At 34.9% G+C, this 22,537-nt stretch carries 18 protein-coding genes; 3 read left to right on the forward strand and 15 right to left on the reverse strand.

The window, feature by feature from the left end; all coding sequences use genetic code 11:
• Positions 1-62 precede the first annotated feature (62 nt).
• Entirely contained in the window at positions 63-527 is a 465-nt protein-coding gene (locus BUB89_RS09915; protein ID WP_073244558.1) for an OsmC family protein, read from the reverse strand.
• A 171-nt stretch (positions 528-698) separates the two neighbouring features.
• Here BUB89_RS09915 and BUB89_RS09920 point away from each other — a divergent pair, with 171 nt between their 5' ends.
• The 3 genes from BUB89_RS09920 to msrB are packed head-to-tail and all read left to right on the forward strand — an operon-like array spanning position 699 to position 2,565.
• Positions 699-1,166, forward strand: coding sequence for an META domain-containing protein (locus BUB89_RS09920; protein ID WP_073244560.1), 468 nt, complete (start codon positions 699-701; stop codon positions 1,164-1,166).
• Positions 1,167-1,170: 4 nt separating this feature from the next.
• The gene (locus BUB89_RS09925) at positions 1,171-2,100 is read left to right on the forward strand and encodes an aldo/keto reductase (RefSeq protein WP_073244562.1); all 930 of its coding nucleotides are present in this window, start codon (positions 1,171-1,173) and stop codon (positions 2,098-2,100) included.
• An 18-nt stretch (positions 2,101-2,118) separates the two neighbouring features.
• On the forward strand, positions 2,119-2,565 hold the full coding sequence (gene msrB, locus BUB89_RS09930; RefSeq protein WP_073244564.1) for a peptide-methionine (R)-S-oxide reductase MsrB: 447 nt from the start codon (positions 2,119-2,121) through the stop codon (positions 2,563-2,565).
• A 165-nt stretch (positions 2,566-2,730) separates the two neighbouring features.
• Here the strand turns inward: msrB and BUB89_RS09935 are convergent, their stop codons facing one another.
• From BUB89_RS09935 to BUB89_RS10000, 14 genes are all read right to left on the reverse strand, one after another.
• The gene (locus tag BUB89_RS09935) at positions 2,731-3,318 is read right to left on the reverse strand and encodes a LutC/YkgG family protein (RefSeq protein ID WP_073244566.1); all 588 of its coding nucleotides are present in this window, start codon (positions 3,316-3,318) and stop codon (positions 2,731-2,733) included.
• Positions 3,318-4,706 (reverse strand): lactate utilization protein B, encoded by a 1,389-nt coding sequence (locus BUB89_RS09940; RefSeq protein WP_073244568.1) that lies wholly within the window; start codon positions 4,704-4,706, stop codon positions 3,318-3,320. The genes BUB89_RS09935 and BUB89_RS09940 overlap by 1 nt, the downstream gene beginning before the upstream one ends.
• Positions 4,703-5,437: a (Fe-S)-binding protein gene (locus BUB89_RS09945; RefSeq protein WP_073244570.1), complete on the reverse strand. Its 735-nt coding sequence runs from the start codon at positions 5,435-5,437 to the stop codon at positions 4,703-4,705. The genes BUB89_RS09940 and BUB89_RS09945 overlap by 4 nt, the downstream gene beginning before the upstream one ends.
• Positions 5,438-5,608: 171 nt before the next feature.
• Entirely contained in the window at positions 5,609-6,961 is a 1,353-nt protein-coding gene (locus BUB89_RS09950) for an FGGY-family carbohydrate kinase (RefSeq protein WP_073244572.1), read from the reverse strand.
• 224 nt (positions 6,962-7,185) lie between these two features.
• Entirely contained in the window at positions 7,186-8,460 is a 1,275-nt protein-coding gene (locus BUB89_RS09955; protein WP_073244574.1) for a sugar isomerase, read from the reverse strand.
• Positions 8,461-8,475: 15 nt separating this feature from the next.
• On the reverse strand, positions 8,476-8,790 hold the full coding sequence (gene rhaM, locus BUB89_RS09960; protein ID WP_073244576.1) for an L-rhamnose mutarotase: 315 nt from the start codon (positions 8,788-8,790) through the stop codon (positions 8,476-8,478).
• Positions 8,791-8,965: 175 nt separating this feature from the next.
• The gene (locus BUB89_RS09965) at positions 8,966-11,101 is read right to left on the reverse strand and encodes a bifunctional aldolase/short-chain dehydrogenase (RefSeq protein ID WP_073244578.1); all 2,136 of its coding nucleotides are present in this window, start codon (positions 11,099-11,101) and stop codon (positions 8,966-8,968) included.
• Positions 11,102-11,134: 33 nt separating this feature from the next.
• Complete coding sequence (gene rhaT, locus BUB89_RS09970; RefSeq protein ID WP_073244580.1) at positions 11,135-12,205, reverse strand: L-rhamnose/proton symporter RhaT; 1,071 nt, start codon at positions 12,203-12,205, stop codon at positions 11,135-11,137.
• Positions 12,206-12,401: 196 nt separating this feature from the next.
• Positions 12,402-13,433 carry a GntR family transcriptional regulator gene (locus tag BUB89_RS09975; RefSeq protein ID WP_073244582.1) on the reverse strand — a complete coding sequence of 344 codons (1,032 nt, stop codon included), beginning with the start codon at positions 13,431-13,433 and terminating at the stop codon, positions 12,402-12,404.
• A gap of 88 nt (positions 13,434-13,521) precedes the next feature.
• Positions 13,522-15,870 carry a hypothetical protein gene (locus BUB89_RS09980; protein WP_073244584.1) on the reverse strand — a complete coding sequence of 783 codons (2,349 nt, stop codon included), beginning with the start codon at positions 15,868-15,870 and terminating at the stop codon, positions 13,522-13,524.
• A gap of 84 nt (positions 15,871-15,954) precedes the next feature.
• Positions 15,955-17,328 (reverse strand): TolB-like translocation protein, encoded by a 1,374-nt coding sequence (locus BUB89_RS09985; protein WP_073244586.1) that lies wholly within the window; start codon positions 17,326-17,328, stop codon positions 15,955-15,957.
• A 12-nt stretch (positions 17,329-17,340) separates the two neighbouring features.
• Positions 17,341-18,903 (reverse strand): rhamnogalacturonidase, encoded by a 1,563-nt coding sequence (locus tag BUB89_RS09990; protein WP_073244589.1) that lies wholly within the window; start codon positions 18,901-18,903, stop codon positions 17,341-17,343.
• Positions 18,904-19,049: 146 nt separating this feature from the next.
• Positions 19,050-20,981 (reverse strand): glycoside hydrolase family 43 protein, encoded by a 1,932-nt coding sequence (locus BUB89_RS09995; protein ID WP_073244591.1) that lies wholly within the window; start codon positions 20,979-20,981, stop codon positions 19,050-19,052.
• Positions 20,981-22,348: a glycoside hydrolase family 27 protein gene (locus BUB89_RS10000; RefSeq protein ID WP_073244593.1), complete on the reverse strand. Its 1,368-nt coding sequence runs from the start codon at positions 22,346-22,348 to the stop codon at positions 20,981-20,983. Before BUB89_RS10000 ends, BUB89_RS09995 begins: the two co-directional genes overlap by 1 nt.
• Positions 22,349-22,537 lie beyond the last annotated feature (189 nt).

The following is a 22,537-nucleotide window of genomic DNA, read 5'->3' on the forward strand; positions in this document are numbered from 1 at the left end:
CACTTTTAATGCTAAAAAGGCTTGCTAATCTCCGGAGTACAAGCCTTTTTTTATGTTTTTTTCTATTCTGCTTCACAACCGGGAAAATGCAAAATTGGAAAATTACAGGAATTAGCAATAAAACAAAGTTCGTTTGCTTTAGTATGTAAATTCAAAGCCAGTTCTGTTTTTTCTTTTTCTTTAATGATAACTTCAGGATTTAGACGTATTTCGACAAAACGTCCTGAACCATTTTCAGCAACTTCAAGAGTTCCTACGGCATTATCCTGATAAGAAACCACCGTTATTCCATTTTGTGAGCATACATACAAATACGACATCATGTGGCAGGAAACCACACTGCTCAATAACAAATCTTCAGGGTTGTACAAGCCGGGATCGCCTTTGAATGCTTTAGCAGCCGAAACATTTAAAATTGCTTTTTCATCAATAGTAATTTGGTGCGTTTTAGTATATTTTTTCGAAAGTGGTATTCCTTCTTTTGGAACAGCATCCCAATGTAATTTTGCTTTGAATAAATGCTTCATATTCCTTTTTGTTTTTAAGAAAAACCAAATATAACCAAATAATTACTGCTGCTTCGATTTCGAAAAAATTAGGAAATTATAAACAGGGAATGTGTAAATGCTTTTTTATATTTGTAATACAGCAATGCCTGTAAAAATCCAAATCATAATTCCTTACTTAAAATTCAAATAATGAAATCCCACTTAACCACAATTAGTTTATTTTCTTTATCGGTGTTATTTATTTCCTGTTGTGCCGGTAAAAAAGCAACTTCATCAGATACTGATACCTCCAAGAAACCGGTTGAAATTGTAGAAAAATATTGGAAATTAATCGAAATCAGAGGCCAAAAAGTAACTGCTGAAAATTTTGCTTCGAAAGAACCACATCTTATATTAAAATCAGAAGATAACAGAGTAAACGGAAATGGCGGCTGTAATTCCTTTTTTGGAACCTATGAATTACAAGCTGATGTTAACCGAATTTCTTTTTCCCAAATAGGTTCTACCCGAATGGCTTGTATAAAACCAACAGTAGAAGCCGATTTTTTTAATGTATTAGAAACGGTTGATAATTATACGGTGAAAAATGACACTTTACAATTGAACAAAGCCAGAATGGCTCCTTTAGCTAAATTTGTAGCTGTATATTTAAAATAAAAAGATGATTGGACTAGGCATGGCGGCCATTGGAAGGCCACACTATATCAATCTTAAAGACGCGTCAAATACTGTCAATTCTTTTGATTATAGTTCTTTTAAGGAAAAAGCAAAAAAGCTATTAACAACAGCGTACAACAGTGGAATCCGTCATTTTGATACAGCTCCCGGTTATGGAATAGCGGAAGAAATTTTAGCCGAATGGTTAAATGAAAATGAAAGTGAATCGCTAGTGCTTTCTACAAAATGGGGTTATACGTATGTTGCTGACTTTGATCCTAATGCTACAATTCACGAAGTAAAAGAACATTCGTTAGAAAAACTAAATGAACAATGGGCCAAATCTTCCCAATTATTCAGGAATATCGGAATATACCAAATTCATTCGGCTACTTTAGACAGTCGTGTTTTAGAAAATGAAGCCGTAATCGAACGTTTATTCGAATTAAAAAAAGACCACCATATTGAAATTGGACTTTCTTCAACAGGAGAAAACCAAAAAGAAGTTATTTTAAAAGCCTTAACGATTCAAAGGGATAATCAGGATTTATTTGACAGTTTTCAGCTTACCTACAATCTTTTTGATCAGAGTATTTTAGACATAAAGAAACAATTACAATCGAAAAAGATTATTGTAAAAGAAGCATTGGCTAACGGCAGAATTCTTAAGGAGAGCTACAATAAAAACTTTGATTATCTGAATGAATTGGCCACAAAATATAAGGTGGGTATTGATGCAATTGCATTACGGTTTGTGATTGACAGTCTGGAACCTTTTTCTGTTTTAAGTGGTGCAACTGAAGTTTCACATATTAAAGAAAACCTGAAAGCAATGGATTTTTCTTTAACAAAAGAAGAAATGGAACGATTAAAAACGACCAGACAAACCGTTGAAGAATATTGGCAAAACCGAAAAAAATTAATTTGGAATTAATCCTAAAAACACAAAACTATGCTAAACTGGAACGACCTTATAAAATTTGCCACACATGGCAACCCTACTCCGCCCAAAAGAGTAGAAAAAACAGCAGCAGAATGGAAAGCTGAATTAACGGATGAAGAATTTTATGTAACCCGCCAAAAAGGAACGGAAAGAGCACACAGTTCCGAATTATGCTCTCTTTTTGAACCCGGAAAATATGCCTGTAAATGTTGTAAAACTCCTCTGTTTGACTCGACAACTAAGTTTGAAAGCGGAACAGGCTGGCCTTCTTTTACACAGCCTATCGCAATTGAAAATGTAGCTTATCATAAAGATGTGAGCTTTGGCATGATCCGCATCGAATGTGTTTGTAATATTTGTGATGCGCATTTAGGTCATACATTTCCTGACGGACCGGAACCAAGTGGTTTGCGTTATTGTATCAATGCGGTTTCGATTGAGAAAATAAAAGAATAAAAAAATTTAAACCATTAAGAAATTTAGAAAAATTAAGAATTAAAAATTTAGAACATTAAAAGCAAAGCCGACAGTCTTTAAAAAACTTGTCGGCTTATTTATTTTTAAAATAAGTTTAAAACAAAACTTAAATTACCTTAATTTCTTAATGGTTTCAACAAACAACTATTCCATCAAAAAGACGGTCAATCCTCTGGCTCCATGAGCTCCAAGAACTAACGATTGTTCGATATCAGCTGTTTTAGAAGGTCCAGCGATAAAAGTTCCAAAACCATAATCGGAATTTCCAATGCGTTCGTAAGCCTGCTGCATAGTCGCAACAATATCTTTTTTATTGACAATGATAGCCAAATATTGCGGAATAAATGGAGAGACTCTTTGTCCTAAAATAGCATCGGTTACCCATAAAGCTGAATTTTCAGCTACTCCAAAATGTGCTTTTATAATAGCCAATTCTACATCCTGTAATGTATGAGGATCATGAGCATCCCAGTTGGTTTCAGCTATAACCGCTAATTCCGGAATGGTAGTAATCTTTCTTTTAGCTTCAGGATATTTAGTTTCAACATAGGCCTTTACTTCCTCTAAACTGCTTACTTCCTCACAAAACCCACCAATGCCTTTCAGTACCGTTTTATACGTTTCTAAAACATCAATTTTGTCTAATCCTAAAAAACTAAGACCAGGCAATTCGTTTACTGATACAGGTTGGTTGCTTTTTATTTTACTTAAAATACTATCTCTGCTGCTCATTATTTTTTGTCTTTAGATTCTTTTGCTTTTCTGGCATACCATTCTCTAAATGATTCTTCAGGAGGAGCCGGCATTTCTCTTTGCTTGTACCAGGCATTAAGATTGTTGTTTACCATAAATGGCATGTTTTTCATTACAAATCTTCCTGCTTTTCCGGCAATTTTAAACACAGTTGGATTCGCTAAAACAGCTGACATACCTTTCATAGCTATTGTTTTAGAAGTTGGCGTATAGCCTTCTTTTACTAAAACCTGACGCCATTTATACAACTGATCATGAATATCAATTTTTACCGGACAAACATTGGTACAAGAACCGCAAAGGGTACTTGCAAAAGGCAAATCGGCATTCTTTTTCATATCCAAATTAGGTGCCAAAATCGAACCAATAGGTCCTGCAACCGCGTTATGATAACTGTGTCCACCGCTTCTTCTGTAAACCGGACAGGTATTCATACAAGCGCCACAACGGATACATTTTAGAGAATTTCTAAACTCTTCACGTCCTAACTGCGTACTTCTTCCGTTGTCCACAATCACAATATGCATTTCCTGACCTTTTCTTGGTTTTTTAAAATGACTGGAAAAAGTAGTGATTGGCTGACCTGTAGCACTTCTGGCTAAAAGTCTCAGAAAAACACCTAAATGTTTACGCTCCGGAACCAGTTTTTCAAATCCCATACAGGCAATGTGAACATCAGCAAGATGTGCTCCCATATCGGCATTTCCTTCATTGGTACACACCACAAATTCTCCCGTTTCGGCAACTGCAAAATTCACTCCTGTTAAAGCTACTTTTCTGGTTAAGAAGGTGTCTCTTAATTCTTTTCGGGCCGCTTCGGTTAAATATTGCGGATCGTTATTTCCTTTTTCAGTTCCAAGATGCTCATTAAAAGTATCACTTACATCTTCTTTTTTAAGGTGAATAGCCGGTAATACGATATGACTGGGTGGCTCTTGTCTTAATTGGACAATAAATTCCCCCAAATCGGAATCAATTACCTGAACGCCGTTATCTGCTAAGTATTCATTTAAATGGCATTCTTCGGTAAGCATCGATTTTGATTTTACCATTTGGGTAACACCATGCTTTGCAATAATCGAATGCACTATTTTATTGTGTTCAGCTCCATCTGCTGCCCAGTGTACAATGATTCCGTTTTCTTTGGCTTTAGCCTCAAATTCCTGCAAATAATGATGCATATTGGAAAGCACATTATTCTTTATTTTAGAAGCGGTATCTCTAAGCGCTTCCCATTCCGGGATGGCGTGAGCTGATTTATCTCTTTTCGAACGAACAAACCAAAGCGTTTCATCATGCCAGTTTACACGTTCTACATCTTTGTTAAAAGTAGCTGCCGCTGTACTATGATCTATTGTATTTTTCATATTGAGTTTAAAATTTCTGCAATGTGAATTACTTTAATATTGCTTTTTTGTCTTCTTAAAATTCCTTCTAAATGCATTAAGCAGGACATATCTCCTCCGGTAATATAATCTACTTCATGTGCTGCGTGGTCTTTTATTCTGTCTTGCCCCATTTTTACAGAAACAGCTTCTTCGGTAACACAAAAAGTTCCACCAAAACCACAACATTCATCTTTTCTGTTTAAGGAAACTAATTCTAAACCTTTTATCTTACTCAGTAATTGATCTGGTTTAGAGAAAGGAGCGGCATTTAACTCACTCATTTGCGAAAGCTTTAATCCGCGTTGACCGTGACAACTTTGATGCATTCCTACTTTATAAGGAAAATTTCCTTCGATAGCTTCTACCTTTAATACATCGGTTAAAAACTCCGTAAGTTCATACACATTTTTTCGGATATGTGTAGCAGCAGCTTCATTCTCTTTCGAATGAAGGTGTTCCTTCACATGCATGGTACAACTTCCGGAAGGACAAACGATATAATCAAATTCAGAAAAATTATCTACAAAATTAGTATCACATCCTTCCGTTAAATGAGCATAACCGCTATTAGCCATAGGCTGACCACAGCAGGTCTGGTTCATTGGAAAACTCACTTCACATCCAAATTTTTGTAATAACTCTAAGCTTGCAATACCTATTTGAGGATAAAATTGATCCACATAACAAGGTATAAAAAGTCCAACTTTCATATGCTGATTTTTATTTTTTTTTTAGATTCTATGTAATTTGCATAACAATTATTGGTACTGATGTCCAATAAGTCTCTGCTTATTTAATAAGGTTTTATTTATTGTTAAACGCTTTAAGCAAAATTGCCTATCAGTATTCTTTTTAGTTGAATGATGATAGGCATATTTCTTTTAGTGCTTGTAAAATTTTAAATCAATTAAATCATTTTGAATTGGTTTTGTATTCCAACTCTTATGAATGGCTAAAGCAGCTCCCAGCGAACTGGCCTGCGCCATTGAGGCGGCATATACTTCCATTTCAGGAAAAGCTTCTGCCAATAAATTCATATAAATAGAATTTTTACTAAAACCTCCATCAACAAATATTTTCTTTACAGGACTGTTATGAATAACCAGTTTTGTAGAAACTATTTGTTGTGCAATTAAATCTAACATCAATTGATGATAAGCTTCATCATAATTTTCAAATTCAGATAAATCCCTTTTATTAAAAGGACAATCTTTCAGAATCTTACTATCGCCTTTAGTATATTGTTTAAACTTAGCTCTCAACTTAGTAATAATTTCTTTATCATAAAGAACGTGCTTATACGAATCAACAGCAACATCAAAATGCTTTGCTAATTTTAATGATTGAATTTCGTGTTCGTTACCTGCAAATAAGCGGGAAGCTTTAACCGGCTTTCCTTTGTATTGAAGAAAACACAAACAATCATTTTGTAATTCTTCAAAGGTAAGCTTTTTATCATTAAACGGGTTCATTGTAATCACCCAGGTTCCGGTGGATAATAAAACAAAAGGATCTTCAAAATTGATTATATAAGGAATCAATGCCGAAGAACTGTCGTGCAAGCCTATTCCCACTGCAATATCATTTTCGATAATAACAGCATCTTCAGAACTGTGAATAGGAGCCAGTTTTTCGGTAATATTTTGTTTTTCAATCCATTTGTGGTATTTCATTTTATTGAAATTCCAAAGATTAGTATGGCAACCAATACTGGTGATATCTGTAAAACCTTGTTGTGTTAAAAGGAAACTCATGTATTGCGGCAAATGCAAACAGTATTTTACTTTGTCAAAAACCTCGGGGTTTTCTTTTTTCAAACGGTAAATCTGCATTCCGGAATTCAGACTTCCTAAAACAGGAGAAGCTGTTTTTACTGCAAAAACTTCTTCTCCTTTATTTTTAGAATAAAATTTATTTTTAAGCTTTTCAGGATAGGGTCTCAGGTAATTGTACAAAGGCGTTAAAGGATTTCCCTCTTCGTCAATGTATACAAAACTAGCACCATAAGTACTAAAATTAACGGCTTTCAGATGGTATTGGGTTTGCAATTTCATTTCTTCCCAACATTGCAAAAACCAGTTTTTTAGTGCTAGAATATCTTCGCATGGAAATCCGTTTTCATCAGTTGTTTCCGGCAGATTTACTGAATTTTCCCAGACAATTTGATAGCTTTCATTGAATAGAAAGGCTTTTTTATTTGTTTTTCCAATGTCGAAAATGGCTACTGCATTCATTTATTATTGTTATTTATGACTGCCCGTTACTTATACCTTTTTTTGCCACGAATTACTTCGTCTATTCGCTATCGCTCGGGTCACGAATAATTCCTTATGTTATTACACAAATAATCAATCATTTGGATTGTAATTAGTGAAATTAAAGGCATCGAATTCAAAAAAAATTAGTGAATTCGTGGCGAAAAAAATGATAATCTTAAAAACAGATAGTTATTTGTTTTTTACAATCCTGTTGCTACAGTTTTTAATCCTCTTTCACCAATTAAGGCATCGCGTACAGCTAATTCGCGGTATAATCCAACCGGGTTAAGAGCAGCACCTGAACGTAAACGAGCTTCAGCTACTAAGGCACGAACATCTGTACGGAAAGCGTTTTGTAAAATTTCCTGAGCTTTAACAACATCATTTTCATTTTGAGCAATTTCTAATGCTTTTCTGTCCACAGAAAGTGCCTGAGCATAAGCAATCATAATAGCCTCAACAGATTGTAATAAATCTTCCATTGGATCTTTAATGTTGTGAGAAGCATCAATCATCCAGCCAAGATCAGTTGCATGATTCATTCCTCTTGCATCCATCCCTTCCACTAATTCATTGAAAATTAAGAATAACTGGTAAGGTTTTAAAGCTCCTGCAGTTAAATCATCATCTCCGTATTTAGAATCGTTAAAGTGGAAACCACCTAATTTATCTTCCATTAATAATATAGAAACAATTTGCTCAATATTAGCGTTTGGAAGGTGGTGACCTAAATCAACTAAAGTTTTTGCTTTATCACCTAATTTTTTTACATAAGAATACGATTGTCCCCAGTCAGCAACTGTAGTAGAATAGAAATTAGGCTCAGCACATTTGTATTCTAAGAATAATTTCCAGTTAGAAGGCAATGCTTCGTAAATTTCCTGTAAACTTTCTAAAGTGTTTTCATAAGCTTTACGGAAATTCAATTGACCCGGAAAATTAGAACCGTCCGCTAACCAAACCGTTAAAGATTCAGAACCTAACTCAACACCTTGCTGAATTACGTCAATATTGTGTTGCACCGCTTGTTTACGAATTGCTTTGTTTACATTTTGCAAAGAACCGTATTTATAAGAATACTCGCTATTAGCCTGATCTTGGAAAGTATTAGAGTTAACAGCATCAAATTTTAAATCGTGTTGTGCTGCTAAAGCTTTAATAGATTTATAATCAGATACCGTATCCCATGGAATGTGTAATGAGATTGCTCCGGAAGCTTTGTTTAAAGCGTGTAGCAAACCTACATCTTCAATTTTTTCTTCAATAGAGCGAGGCTCTCCTCCACCCGGGAAACGTCCAAAACGAGTTCCTCCTGTACCTAAAGCCCAAGATGGAATTGCGATTTGGAAATCAACTAATTTTTTAATAATAGCTTCTGATTCTGCAATTTCAGAAACAGAAAAAACTAATTTATTTTTATGAGCTGTAAAAAGCCCATCATTATGAGCAGCAATTTTATTAGAATCTAATATCATGATAATTATAAATTTTTAAGGTAAATAAAAAACTTCTTTAAGAGAAACACTCACTGGCGAATTGTCCGGATTTGCATCCATGATGTCTCCCATATATTTCCACCATTTTTGCATAACAGCATGCTGAGGCAATTCCTCTAAACGACTTGGATCTTCAATTTTTAGAACACCAAAAAGGGCATGTGTATCTTCATCAAAAAAAATAGAGTAATCTTCTACTCCTACACTTTTTAATAAATCGGCTAGTTCCGGCCACAATTCATCATGTCTTTTTTGATATTCCTGAACCTGACCTTGATGCAACTGCATTTTGAATGCTACTTTTTTCATAAAAAAATGGAATTATTAGGATAGACTTAAAACAATTTCGAAACCCTGAATTGTTATGAATATTTGTTAAAAAGAAGCGATAAAAATAAATGAAGAATAGACTGATTAAGAAAAATCTAACGTCCGAAATACATCGGACGTTAGATAAATCAATCTAAAAACTAACATCTAAAAACTATCTGTAAAAGCCCATTGATACTCCGCCATCAACATTTAAAGCATTTCCTGTTGATTTACCAAGTAAACCTCCAACAAAAGCAAAACATGCGTTAGCAATATCATCCGGCAATATAATTTCATTTAATAAAGTACGCTTAGCATAGTAAGCCGGTAATTCAGCAACAGTAATACCGTAAGCTTTAGCGCGACCTTCAGCCCATCCGCCTGACCAGATATTTGAATCAGAGATTACAGCATCCGGATTTACCGTATTTACACGGATTTTATCAGCTCCTAATTCAGCTGCCATTAAACGTGTTAAGTGAGCCTGAGCTGCTTTAGCTGAACCATAACCAGGGTTGTTTGGTCCTGCAACTACTGCATTTTTAGATACAATATTTACAATATCTCCACCAAAACCTTGCTTACGCATTACTTCGATTCCTGCTTTAGAAACAATAAATTGTCCTTTTACAAGGATATCGTATAATCTGTCCCACTCTTCTAGTGAATGCTCAGCAATTGATTTAGAAATACTGATACCTGCATTATTTACAATGATATCAGCACCACCAAATGCTAAACAAGCAGCATCTAAAGCTAAAGCTGTACTGTCAGCATCCGTTACATTTAATAAAGTACTGGAAACAGCATCTTTACCAAAAGTTTTGATGAAATCAGCAGTTGCACCTTGTAAACGCTCTTCGTTAATATCGTTGATTACGATACAAGCACCTTCTTCAGCAAATTTCTTAGCGATAGCCTTACCTATTCCTCCTGCAGAACCAGTAATCAAAGCGATTCTTCCTGATAATGCTTTTGGTTTTGGCATACGCTGTAACTTAGCTTCTTCTAATAACCAATATTCGATATCAAAAGCTTCCTGACGTGGTAATGAAGTATATTCTGAAACTGCTTCAGCACCTTTCATTACGTTTACAGCATTGGTATAATATTCAGAGGCTAAACGAGCCATTGTTTTGTCTTTTGCAAAAGTAAACATACCAACTCCCGGATATAAAATAACCACTGGGTTTGGATCACGCATTGCTGGTGAGTTAGATTTTTTACAAGTGTTATAGTACTCAGAGTACATTTGACGATAGGCTTCAAAAGCCGGAGCCAATTTAGCTTTGATAGCATCAACATCAGATAAATCTTCGTTTGGAGCTAATTCAATTACTAAAGGACTGATTTTAGTTCTCAAAAAGTGATCCGGACAAGAAGTTCCAAGAGGAGCTAATTTTTCTAAATCATTAGAGTTGATGAATTCTAAAACTCTGGCATCATCAGTATAGTGACCAATCATTTTACGTTCTGAAGAACAGAAACCTCTTAAGATTGGAGCTAATTTAGCAGCTTGTACTTTACGAGCATCTTCGGGAAGACTTTCAATTTTTTGACCTCCAAAAACCGGACGCGTTTTTCCGTAATTAGACTCTAAATACTCTGCACATTTTTCAATTACTTCCAGCGTATTGATATAACTTTCGTATGAAGTATCTCCCCAGGTAAACAAACCGTGAGATCCTAACATTACTCCTTTTAGTTTTTTTCCTTTTGCAGCAGCTTCTTCAAGACAAGCACGCATTTGCAAACCTAAATCAAAACCAGGACGTTGCCATCCAACCCATCCAATCTCGCCGTTGAATAACTCTTCAGTGATTTTAGCTCCGTCTTTTGCAGCAGCAATAGCAATAGCAGCATCCGGATGCAAGTGATCGATATGAGCAAATGGTAAGAAACCGTGTAATGGAGTGTCGATTGAAGGCGCCTTAGAAGCTAAATCAAAAATACAGTGGTTGAATAATTCCACCATTTCGTCTTCATGCTCAATTCCTCTGTAAACGTTTTCTAAATTACGCAGTCTTTCTAAATAAAGAGCAGCACAACCTGATTTTGTTAATGTTCCAATATCTCCACCAGAACCTTTAATCCACATTACCTCAGTTGCAGCTCCGGTCAAAGGATCTTTATCAGTAATTTTTACAGAAGTATTTCCTCCTCCATAGTTAGTTAATCTCAAATCAGCTCCTAATAAATTAGAGCGATAGATAAAAAGTGCAACCTCATCTCCTGCTAATTCAGCAGCTTTTGCATCATCCCAAAGGTAACTTACGTGCTTAAAAGTCATTGTATTTGTATTTGACATTATTATATTAATTTTAAATTGTTAATCTATTTATTAAAGAGAATTTCCTATTCCAACTACAACGACAGACAATAACATTAAAAAGATTCCGAAAAGAAAAACTCTAAATGTTTTTTTAGATACTCCAGTCCATTCTTTCAGGTAAAATCCCCAAAAATTTGCTGTCAAAATAATTGTAGCCATGTGTAAAATCCATGAACTAGCTCCATTTCCTAACTTACTTTCTCCCATACCATAGAAGAAAAATTGTAAAAACCATACTGTTCCTGCGAGTCCTGCAAAAAGAACATTTTTAGTGATAGGAGTACTCTTATTAGTGTAATCTCCAAATGTTTTATTTTTGAAATTCAAGTACATACACCAAAGGAAATTAGTAGTCAAACCTCCCCAAAGCAATACTACATAAGTAACATTGTTTTGAAAAAGGAATTCTCCCTGCCCCGGATTTAACGCTTTCCATGATTCATTAGCCACATCAGCCATTGGTTTTCCAGCTTCAATTCCGAAATTGAAAAACGAACTCAAAATACCTGAAATTATAGCAATGACAAGTCCTTTTACTAAATTAAAATCCTTGTCTTTATCTTCATGACCTACAGCAAAATCCTTTTCTTTCAACAATCCTGCTTTTCCTAAGAATACAATTCCTAAAATACAAACTAATACCCCTAACAAAACCAATTGTCCTCCAGAAGTAGCAGCCATTTCACTAAAAGACTCTTTTCCTTCCGTTGGGTTAAAATTATAATAGATAGGTGGCACTAATGCTCCAAAAGCAGAACAAAAACCTAAAGTGATGGAGTTACCTAAGGACATTCCTAAATAACGTACACCCAAACCATAAGTCAATCCTCCAATTCCCCAAATCAATCCCATTGAATAAGTAAATGCTTTAACTGATGGTGCAGCAGCATCAATGATATCTGCAAAAGCAGGAATAGTCAAATAAGCAGCAACTGGCGGAACAATCAACCATGAAAAAAAACCTCCAACGATCCAATAGCTTTCCCAAGCCCAACCTTTAACTTTCTTAAAAGGCATGTAAAAACTTCCAGAGGCAAAACCTCCAATTGAGTGAAAAAGAAGACCGAGAATTGATTCCATAAATGAGTTTTGAGTTAAGATTAATTAATAGAAGTGTAAAATAAAAAAAAAGGAATTTTAAAACTGTCCTGTACAGTCCTTGTATTAACAATTTTTATTGCAATTTTATACATTTATGACAGATTCAACCCTAATTGTTAAAAAAAAAATTAAGAAATATACTAAAAAGCCACGAGAAAAAACCTGATATGTTAACTTATAAAGACCCTCTCAATATCAATTTAAACGGGTTTTCGATATGTTCTTTAGAATTATTCAGCACTAAATTAGCTGCAGTAATCCCCATCGTTTTAAAATCAGTAGAAATAGTGGTGAGTCCGTTCATGATGTAGTTTTTAAGCGGCGTTTCATTATAAGAAATCAAACCTACCTGCTTGCCTACCGTTAAATCTAACCGTATAATTTTATCAATAATTTTAACTAAATCTTCTTCCATTAAATTGATATAAACTTCTCCTTCTCCCACTGCTTCTTCATCAAGATTATGGACAATTTTAAAGTTGAAAGCATAATTATAGCAAAAGTTTTCAAAGCCTTTTACAATCTCTTTAGGGAAATAACTGTTTACCGGAAAAATTAATTTCAACGTATGGTACTTACTCAATGGCTCTAATGCTTCTGTCAGAGCATTATAAATATCCTGTTCAAAATTTTCATAAACGGCAGCATAATCTCCGGTAATTCCTTTTAATTTTTTCCCTACTAAAACTAATTTCTCCTTTGGGATATCCTCAATCAACAATCGGTGTGCATCTGATTTTTCTATAAAGTGCGGAATAATTACATAATGTGTATACTCCGTTTTTTGTTGATTCAATAGTTTTTTGAATAAAGCATAATCATTATTGTAGATATAAAAATCAATTGCTGCCTTATCTTTTAATGTTGCTACAAAAGAGTCATAAATTAATTTTTTATGAGCACTCAGCTTATTAAACATTAAAAATATTTTTAAATCCTGCGACACATCTGTATTTGCAATAAAATAACCTTTGCCATGAAAGGCTTCCAGAATTCCCATTTTCCTCAGGATATTATAGCCTTTTTCAATAGTTACTCTCGAAATTTCATATTGAAAACTCAGTTCATTAATAGAAGGCATTGCATCCCCTTTTTTTAAAACTCCCTGCTTAATGGCATTCAAGATAGCGTTTACTAACTGTTGGTATTTTGGCGTAGACGAAAATTCATCTATAATAAGACTGGTTATTTTAGAAGTTTTTTTCATTTATTTTATTCCTTATTACAATAAAACAAAGTTACTATTTTGATTATAAAATCATTTAAAAATCAAATCTTAATACTGGATTAAACTTTTATTCGCTCTTTTTTACATTAAACTGAAAGGCTTCCCGTCCTAATAAACCCTCTCCACTCACGCCTTCAATATTTCCAAAAAATAAGGAATTAATATCAGAACAGAAAAAAGATATTGTAGCTTCTCCTTTATCGTCAGTAATGATATCCGGTTTCCAGAAAAGTGTATTTCTATAATCTGGAGTGGAATCAGTTATTGTCACTTCATCATACACGGCTTCATAAAATACTTTTTTACCATAATAGCCTTCAATCATGACAATATTAAACATTTCTAAAAGTTGTGCTTCCGTTAGCTCAGGATAATGATAAGTAATTTCATTACAATGTCCAGATATAAAATAACCTCCACATGGACCACTACCCTTAAGCCATTTAAGACCATCACATGTTGTGTATTTCTCCCCTTCAATTGGTCTTTTACGATCCCCTGGACAACCTTTATGTAGTTCGCAGTTTAAAACGTTATCATGACATACAAAATCAGCTGTAGGATTTTGTGCTTTATACAAACTATCTAATTTCCCAATATACTTGTCTCTAAATACTACTCCCTTCTTTTTCGAAGTAATGGTAACTTCTTTTAATTTATTGATGGATTCCCGTTCTGTAAAAGGGGAAACTACTTGAGTATTTCTTTTTTCTATCTTAGCCAAAGGATACAGCAAGGTTTTAGTACTGCATTCATTATTAATAGTTTCAAACGAAAAATCCTTAATAGTCATAGTATATTTTGGCTTTTGGGCACTCATTAATTTGATATAGGTATAACCTCCTTCTCCTTTTTTCAAATCATTGGGAATAATAGTAAAAACACCTGTTGTATCAGTCAGCATAAAATCACTTCCTTTGCTTTCGTCAGCTGAAAAAACTGTCATTCCTTTTTCTCCAATGACTGTTGTTGCTTTTTTATCCGGTTTTTGTAAGTGGACTTTTCCTTTGATTTCTTCAAAAATAATCGGTTTGAAAGCATTTCCTAACTCTTTTAAATTAGCTTCATTCCAAACATAAGAGCGCCATCCTTGAGTTAGCATCAATAAATCTAATGCTTGATTGCGATTTTTATTTTGTTCATTAAAATAATAAACAGGATTGTAGATGTTCCCTTTTAATTGAGTGGATAGTAAATAGTGTGTTTGTATGTTTTTTACGTCTTGCTTGTTTTGATAAATTCCGTCATAGATGCTTAATCCCAAATGTGCTACAATGGGCTGTCCGTTTTGGTCGGTTACTTTTATTTTTAATTTGGCTTTTTCCCTGGTGGTATAACTGCTTTTGTCCAATTCCGTTTGAATCGTTAATTGCTGTTCCTGATTTACATACACCAATCGCTCGGCAATTGGCAACGCATTTTCATTAAACAAAGTGACTTCAGCAATACCTTGAGGCAGTTCTTTTATCGGAATTTTAATTGTCAATTCTTTTTTTAAAAGTCCTGTTGCAATACTATAAACAACACCTCGTATTTGTAATCGAAGATATACTCTTTCTTCCTTAAGACCATCACTTTGTGTAACTTTAAAAGTCAATGTTTCTTTAGTATTCCTTAGCAAGCGTAATACTTTTCCACTGGAAGCTACAGGGGCAATAGCATAAATTTTATCTGATGTTGGTTCACTAAGTTGAATGTGGTATTTTTTGTTATTATCGGGAGTAAAAGTAAGTAATCCCATACCTGCATGACTGCTTTTAAAATCAACTAAAGGAGTATTGTTTTCAAATAAAGTACCTGAAACAGCTACAGGCAATCCTTTTGAATTTACCGATTTAAAAGCTAAATTACTATTGATTCCTGAAACGAGTTGCCCCCCTTCGGGGAAACTTGTAAAGTGGATAATACTATCTTTTTCAACAGGAACTACAGTCGGATTTTGATTAATCGTTTGTACAACTTTTATTTTTTTTAACGCATAAAATTCTCCAGGCTCTTTAGTAAAAGAATTAGAACTGTAGGCTGATAAAGTATAGTTTCCTTCTATCAGTGCACTTTCTAAAAAAAGATGTCCGTTTACAAAACCATTTTCAATCTCGTATTTTTTTTGCCATACCACTTTATCGCTTGCATCTTCTACTAACTGAACAAATAATATTTTACTTCGATTAGAAGGAATAAAACTTTGCGCATCTAATACATAGCCTTTAAACCAAAGGTCTTCCTCGGTTTCATAAATGGTTTTGCTGGTTTGCAAATAAACATTATCTAAATTCTGATTTTGGGTTAACACTTGGACTTTTTCTGCTATAGCATCAGCAATACTTTCACTAGTTTGCGAATAGCTTACTGCTGTAAATAGATAGAATAGCAATAGAGTTAATACGATTATTAAAATAGGATTTTTTACTTGCATCTTCTATTTTAAATAGGTTAAAATTAGATTTTAGCAAAGAATTAACTTATAATGAAAGTAAAGGATTCTGTAACACAAAAACCTTCAATATTTTCTTTTTAGCCATTCTTCGGGAACCGGAATAATACAAATATTCATACTTTGATTATCATCACTTAGCATAGCCGATTGAATTTGGATTTTAGTTCCATCGGGACTCATCGTTGGATGTGGATGATCGGATGCAGTGGTTTTATGCCCAGTAGAAAGCAGCATCATTTCATTAGTTTTTCTATCAATTAGATAAATACTTCTGGAGAAATCATCGCCTACTGCCCAGCGACCATCCGGCGAACCACTTACATGCCATAAACCACTACCGGAATCTGTTTGTCCGGCTATTTTCATTTCTCTGGTTCTTAAGTTAACAATTCCCAATCCTGTTGGTTTTTCTCTGGTTCCTGATGGTCCCCAGGCTGCTTCCTGACCGGGATTAGCTCCGCTTACAGCAGTTCCTGTAGTATCCAGCCCCTGAATTTTTCGATGTCCCATAATTGCTATAGCCACTTCATCTTTACTAATCACCGCTTCATGCGTTACCCATTCGTATTCTGATTCCCGATATAAAGGTCTAAGACCTGTACCATCACTCATTACTGTCCAGGTACGTTGGGGAGATTTCCCTCCTGTTTCCCAACAAAAAACAATTTCGCCAGCAACCCAAGGGTTAGTTTGTATATGACCTATTTGAAAAGGAACCGATATTACATATTTAATTTCTCCTGTATGTACATTCATCGCAGCAATTCCGGCTGGTCCCGCTCCCATTTTTCTGGGTCCAAAATTTTCTTCCAGTTTTGTACCTGAGGGTAAATGCTTAGCAGCATATTCTTTTCCTACCCGAAAATAAGCCCAGTTTTCATCACCATCCAGAGCCAAATCGCCACCGGCACCCATTTCCGGTTTAGTCAAACCACAAACACGCTGATAGTAATCGGCTTTTTTAAGTTTACCCATTTTACTGTCAGCAAATAATTTTTCTAAATCTACTTCTACAATTTGCATGGGTACCAGCTCTCTCTGTCTATTTTTTCCATTATTATTTGGCTTAGCAACAGTATCTTGTGGTCTTCTCATAAAATAAAGTTTCATGCTGTTACGAGCCACGTTTAGCATTCCCACATAACCGCCTTCAGTAACTTGTACTATTTCACCGGTTTGTTCATTTACTGCCATAGCTTCGCCTTCTACCCTATTCGAACGAAAAATAAGCCACTTCCCATCAGATGTCCATTGATTATGCGTTTGATAAATTTTAGAATCTCCCCTTGGTGTACTGGTAAGAAATGTGAGCATGGTACCGGTTACAGAATCTTTTACCACTTTTCGTTCGGAGGGAAAACGCTTGCCTATCTGGGCATTTGCATTAGGCAGAAATAAAAAACTACTCAAAACGACACTAAAAATAAACTTTCTCATACACTTAGAATATTAATAATTTCTTGCTTTTATTTGTTTAGCATCTGTGTCTTTTAATGGTTTACTATCTTTTACAGACAGATTACTGACGTTCTTTATTACAAGTGATGCTGTATTACTTCCTTTTGCTACTGTTACATTTCTAAATTTTATTCCGTTTATATCATCTAATAGTATTGCGGGACGTGTTTCATTGCCTAACAGATAAAGATTGATATTGCTTAACTCAATATTTTTAACATGACGGATAAAAAAACCATAAGCAGGTATTATCCCAAATTTTTGCGGTTCCGGATAATCTTTTTCATATTCCGGAACCTCTTGTGGAATTTTAGTTTCAGATTCAAGCGGACGATACCAAATACTGATATTACTCAAACGAATATCTTCAATAGCATGTTCAGGAATACCACTAATAAGCGTTGCAAAACGGGAATCGGCATTGTAGACATTTATATTACTAATATTGATTCGTCTCAAAACACCCACTGGCGTAGCTTCCGGTCCCCGCATACGAGCTCCTAATCTTAGAAAAATGGGAGAATTTATAATATCCCGCATCGTAATATTAGTAATTGTTACATCTTCTAATATACCACCATCTACTGTTTCAAGCGCCAGACCACGGCAATATTCAAAAACACAATTACTAATGCTAATGTTTTTAAAACCACCATTCGATTCTGTTCCAAATTTTATTCTTCCGGTAGGTCCTTCTTTATCCGGCACTAAATGAGCATCATTACGCAAGTAAGTTCCGTTGTAAAAAGTACCCCGGTCAAAACCGCTGACACTACAATTAGTAATCGTTACATTTTCCGTTGGTCGGGCATAGCCCAAAGCAAAGGAACTTTTTAAGCAAATTCCGTCATCCCATGGAGAATTAACGCTGCAATTAGAAATACGAACATTTTTACAACAATCAATATCAATACCGTCTCGATTAGTGTCAATCTTAAGATTGTCAATCGTTAAATTATCTACTCCGGTTGCTAATATTCCAAAATGTCCGCCATAAAGTATTGTGAAATTTTTCAGGATTACATTCCGACAAAGCTTCAATGCTATAGCTTTATTGCCAATGGGTGCTCGATAAGGACCACCTCTTGAAAGCCCTTTACCATCAATTATCCCTGGTCCTAAAATGGAAATATCTTCGAGGTTTTCTCCCCAAATTAGACTATTGTGCCAATGGCTGTGTCCAAAATCCTGATACTTATCGTTAACGGCTGTTTCAGGAGCATCATAACCTATCGCTCCTGAAGGTGTAGCTGCCAGAATAGTAGCGCCCTGATCTAAATAAAGTGAAATATGACTTTGAAGTCGAATTGAAAAACTCAGATAGGTTCCCGCAGGAAAGAAAACTGTACCGCCACCTGCTTTTGCTGCTGCGGCAATAGTAGTATTAATTGCTTCTGTGTCCAAGGTGCTGCTATCGCCTTTTGCACCAAATTCTTTAACGTTAAAAACGGTCGTGGGAGTTGCCAGAAGAGTATTAAAACTTACTAATAGAATACAAAAACAGAATCTATATTTAAATAAAAAGAAATTAATAAAGTCATTATTTTTTTTCATAAGCTACAGCAATTACATCTAAATTTACAGCAATTTGCAAAATAAAAATAAATGCTTCATCCTGTTGCATCCTGCTTTAAAATAAAAAAACCAGTAAACAAATCTGCTTACTGGTTGTTAATTTAAAATAAAATCGAGTTGAATATTTATTTAACCGGACTAATCCCTGCATGTGTAGGAACAACTTGTTTAATAGTTCCGTCTTTATTGAATTCTAATTTATCAATAGCCACTTCACGATGAAAACCAGCTGCATCTCCCATACTAATTCCTGTAGGATATGAAAAACGGTGATAAACAATATACCATTCATCTTTTTTAGGGACTTTCACTACCGAATTGTGTCCTGTTGCATAAATTCCTTCTTCTTTGTTTCCCTGAATGACAATATTATCCTTTGGCGTTTCAATTGGTCCAAGTGGTGAATTTGAAATTCCATATCTCACTTTGTAATTAGGACTTCTGGTATCGTCTTCACTCCACATAAAGTAATATTTACCATTTCGATAAATTACATAAGTACCTTCGCGGTAACTATCATTTACGGCAATTACCTTTGTAGTTCCCGGTTTTAGCGAAATCATATCATGATTTAACTCAGCAACTCCCATGTACATATTTCCCCAATACAAATAACTTTTACCTGTTTTGGGATCCGTAAAAACATCCGGATCAATTTCCTGACCATTTTTTATACCTTCAGGTCGGGTGCTTACCAATGCTTTTCCACTATCGATAAAAGGACCTGTAGGATTATCTGAAACAGCTACTCCTATCTTTTGTGCTGCTGTAAAATAGTAGAAATACTGGTATTTACCTTTTATTTTTTTCTCGACAATACAAGGAGCCCAAGCGTTTCTGTTTGCCCAGGAAACATCTTTTTTAAGATCTAAAATAATTCCTTCCGGTTTCCAATCTACCAGATTATCTGATGAGAAAGCTTTAAAATAATAACCGCCCCATCCGTCAAATCCATCACTGGTAGGATAAATATAATATTTACCCGTTTTCTCAGCATATAAAACCTCCGGATCAGCATGATAACCTTCAAGAGCAGGATTATTATTAATTTGAGGATAAGCTGCCGGTTTTCCCCATTTGGCAATCAAAGCTTTCAATTCTGAACGGGTAATAGGTAAAATTGTTCCGTGACGCGGATGAAAATCCATTGAAATATCATTATCAATTACTGTAAAATGCTCCAAATCTTTGGTTTTAGTAAATTGATATTTTCCTTTCATGTACATATCATACATCAGAATATATTCGTCAGTATGATTCAATTTGAAAACACTAGCTCCCTCAACAGCTTCTTTAGTTTGTTGCAAATAATTGTCATTTTCTCTCCAATTCCCAGAAGTTAAATCAGTTGTAGTAGCGACTTTAATCCCTGGTGTATTGGTTTCAGTCTTATAAAAAAGATGATAAACACCATCTTTTTCGATAATATCTCCATCAATACAGGCATTTTTAGCCTTTGGAACAAACAACACTTTTGGCTCAGATTCTAAGGCTGTAAAATCCTTATTGGCATAAGCATAATAAATAATATCAGGACCACCGGTATGCTGCATACTGAAATAAATCATGTATTTACCCGCTTTAGCATCATAAATCGTTTGCGGAGCCCAAACACGTTTTAAGTTTTCGTTTCCGGGAAAAGTGGTTTGTATATTGACTATACTGCTTTTCCAGTTGACTAAATCGGTGCTTTTTAATAACACCATCGCACGATTAGAATCCCAACCTTTAGAAGAAGTCATATCAGTCAACACCATATAAAATGTTTTACCATCGTCTCCTCTTAAAATATGAGGATCACGAACGCCACCAGTTGAACTAATTAATTTACTGTCAATAACGGGTTTATTATCGTTTAAATGATAATAATGGTAGCCATCAGCACTAATTGCATAACGCACAGCCTCTTCCTCAACTGTATTTCCTGTGAAATAAACAAACAGGTAAGCGGTCAGATCTTTTTCGGCAATAACTGGCGGAACACCGCTTTTATTTTGTGCTTTTGAAAAACTAGTTAATAGTAAAAATAGAATTAAACTGAATTGTAATTTGCCCATTATTTTTTCGCTTTTAATTTATAAAGAACCGAGCTATGAGCCGCTAACGAAGCTGAAATTTCATTAGAAACGGAACCAACTTTTTTCCCAGTCCACATATTAGTAACATCGGCATTTTTAATTCCCAAATCAGATAAAGAAACGGATACTTTTTCGTCATTTTTATCTGAAATATTAAACAATGCTAAGTAAATGCTTCCGTCTTTTGGATTTTTTGAAGTCACTGCCACTTTTCCGTCTTTTTGAAAAAGCTGTTTTACATCAGTACTTTCACGGTGCATTTTTAGGACTTCTTTATTCGTTAATAATGATAAAGTAAACGCATCATTACTTGGTAAATCTCCACCAAAAAACAACGGCGATTTAAAAATATTAAAGAAGGTAATCAAAGTATATTGTTCGTCTTTTGTTAAACGGGACATTCTGTCTTCGCCACGTTCTCCTCTTAACGAAATTCTTCCTAACGGAATCATATCGCAATCTGGCCAGGTTCCAGGTGCAATGTGTGGATACCATTTTTGAGCAACATCCATTAAATGTGTAATGTGTGGCCAGGTATCCCAAACATCATCCACCATACGCCACATATTAGCGTGTGAACTTACATGTTCAGCTGCCGAAATTGGCGTTTCTCCAGGCGAAGTACTCAAAACTATTTTACGTCCGCATTTATCAATTGCTTTTCTAATTAAGTTGATTTCTGCTTCGTGATACGGTCTTGACAAATCGTCAATTTTGATAAAATCTACTCCCCATTGTGCATACAATTCGAACAATGAATCATAATATTCCTGAGCTCCCGGTTTATCGGCAAGAATGGTATAATTGTCTTTCAGCCATTGGCATTGTAAAGCCGTCGTGTAAATTTGGTCAGCCGTAATTCCGTTTGCTCCTTTAATTGGCAACTTCTCTTCAACTGCTTTTTTAGGAATACCGCGCATGATGTGGATTCCAAATTTCAATCCTTTTTTATGAATGTAATCCGATAATGGTTTAAAACCCTGTCCGTCTTTTGCCGAAGGAAAACGGTTTAATGCCGGCAGATATCTCCCGTATTGATCCATTACATAACGTGGATCTTTCTGGTTGTAACCTCCCGCTTTGTCATTTTCTACAAACCATCTGATGTCAACCACTATGTATTCCCAACCTGATTTTTTTAATTTTTTAACCATGTAATCAGCATTGGCTTTTACTTCATGTTCTTCAACAGTAGAGCCATAACAGTCCCAGCTGTTCCATCCCATGGGCGGAGTTTGTGCCCATTGTTTGAATTCCTCTTTTTGGAAAACTGATTTTTGTGCATTGGTAGTGAACGCTACCAATACCACTCCTAGTGCCAGAGCAATTTTATTCTTTAATTTCATTTTTTGGTTTTATATGTGTTAATATTACACTTCAAATATAGTGAACATTTTTATCAAAAGAATAAGCTGCCTGTTAAAAAACAAACAGCTTAATTCTATAGAAATATTTTATTTAATGACTGTCCGCTAAGCGGACTAAATAAAAAAATAGACCACAGATGACACTGATTGAACAGGTAAAAACGGATT

It is taken from the genome of Flavobacterium flevense, from assembly GCF_900142775.1.
Classification (GTDB): Bacteria; Bacteroidota; Bacteroidia; order Flavobacteriales; family Flavobacteriaceae; genus Flavobacterium; species Flavobacterium flevense.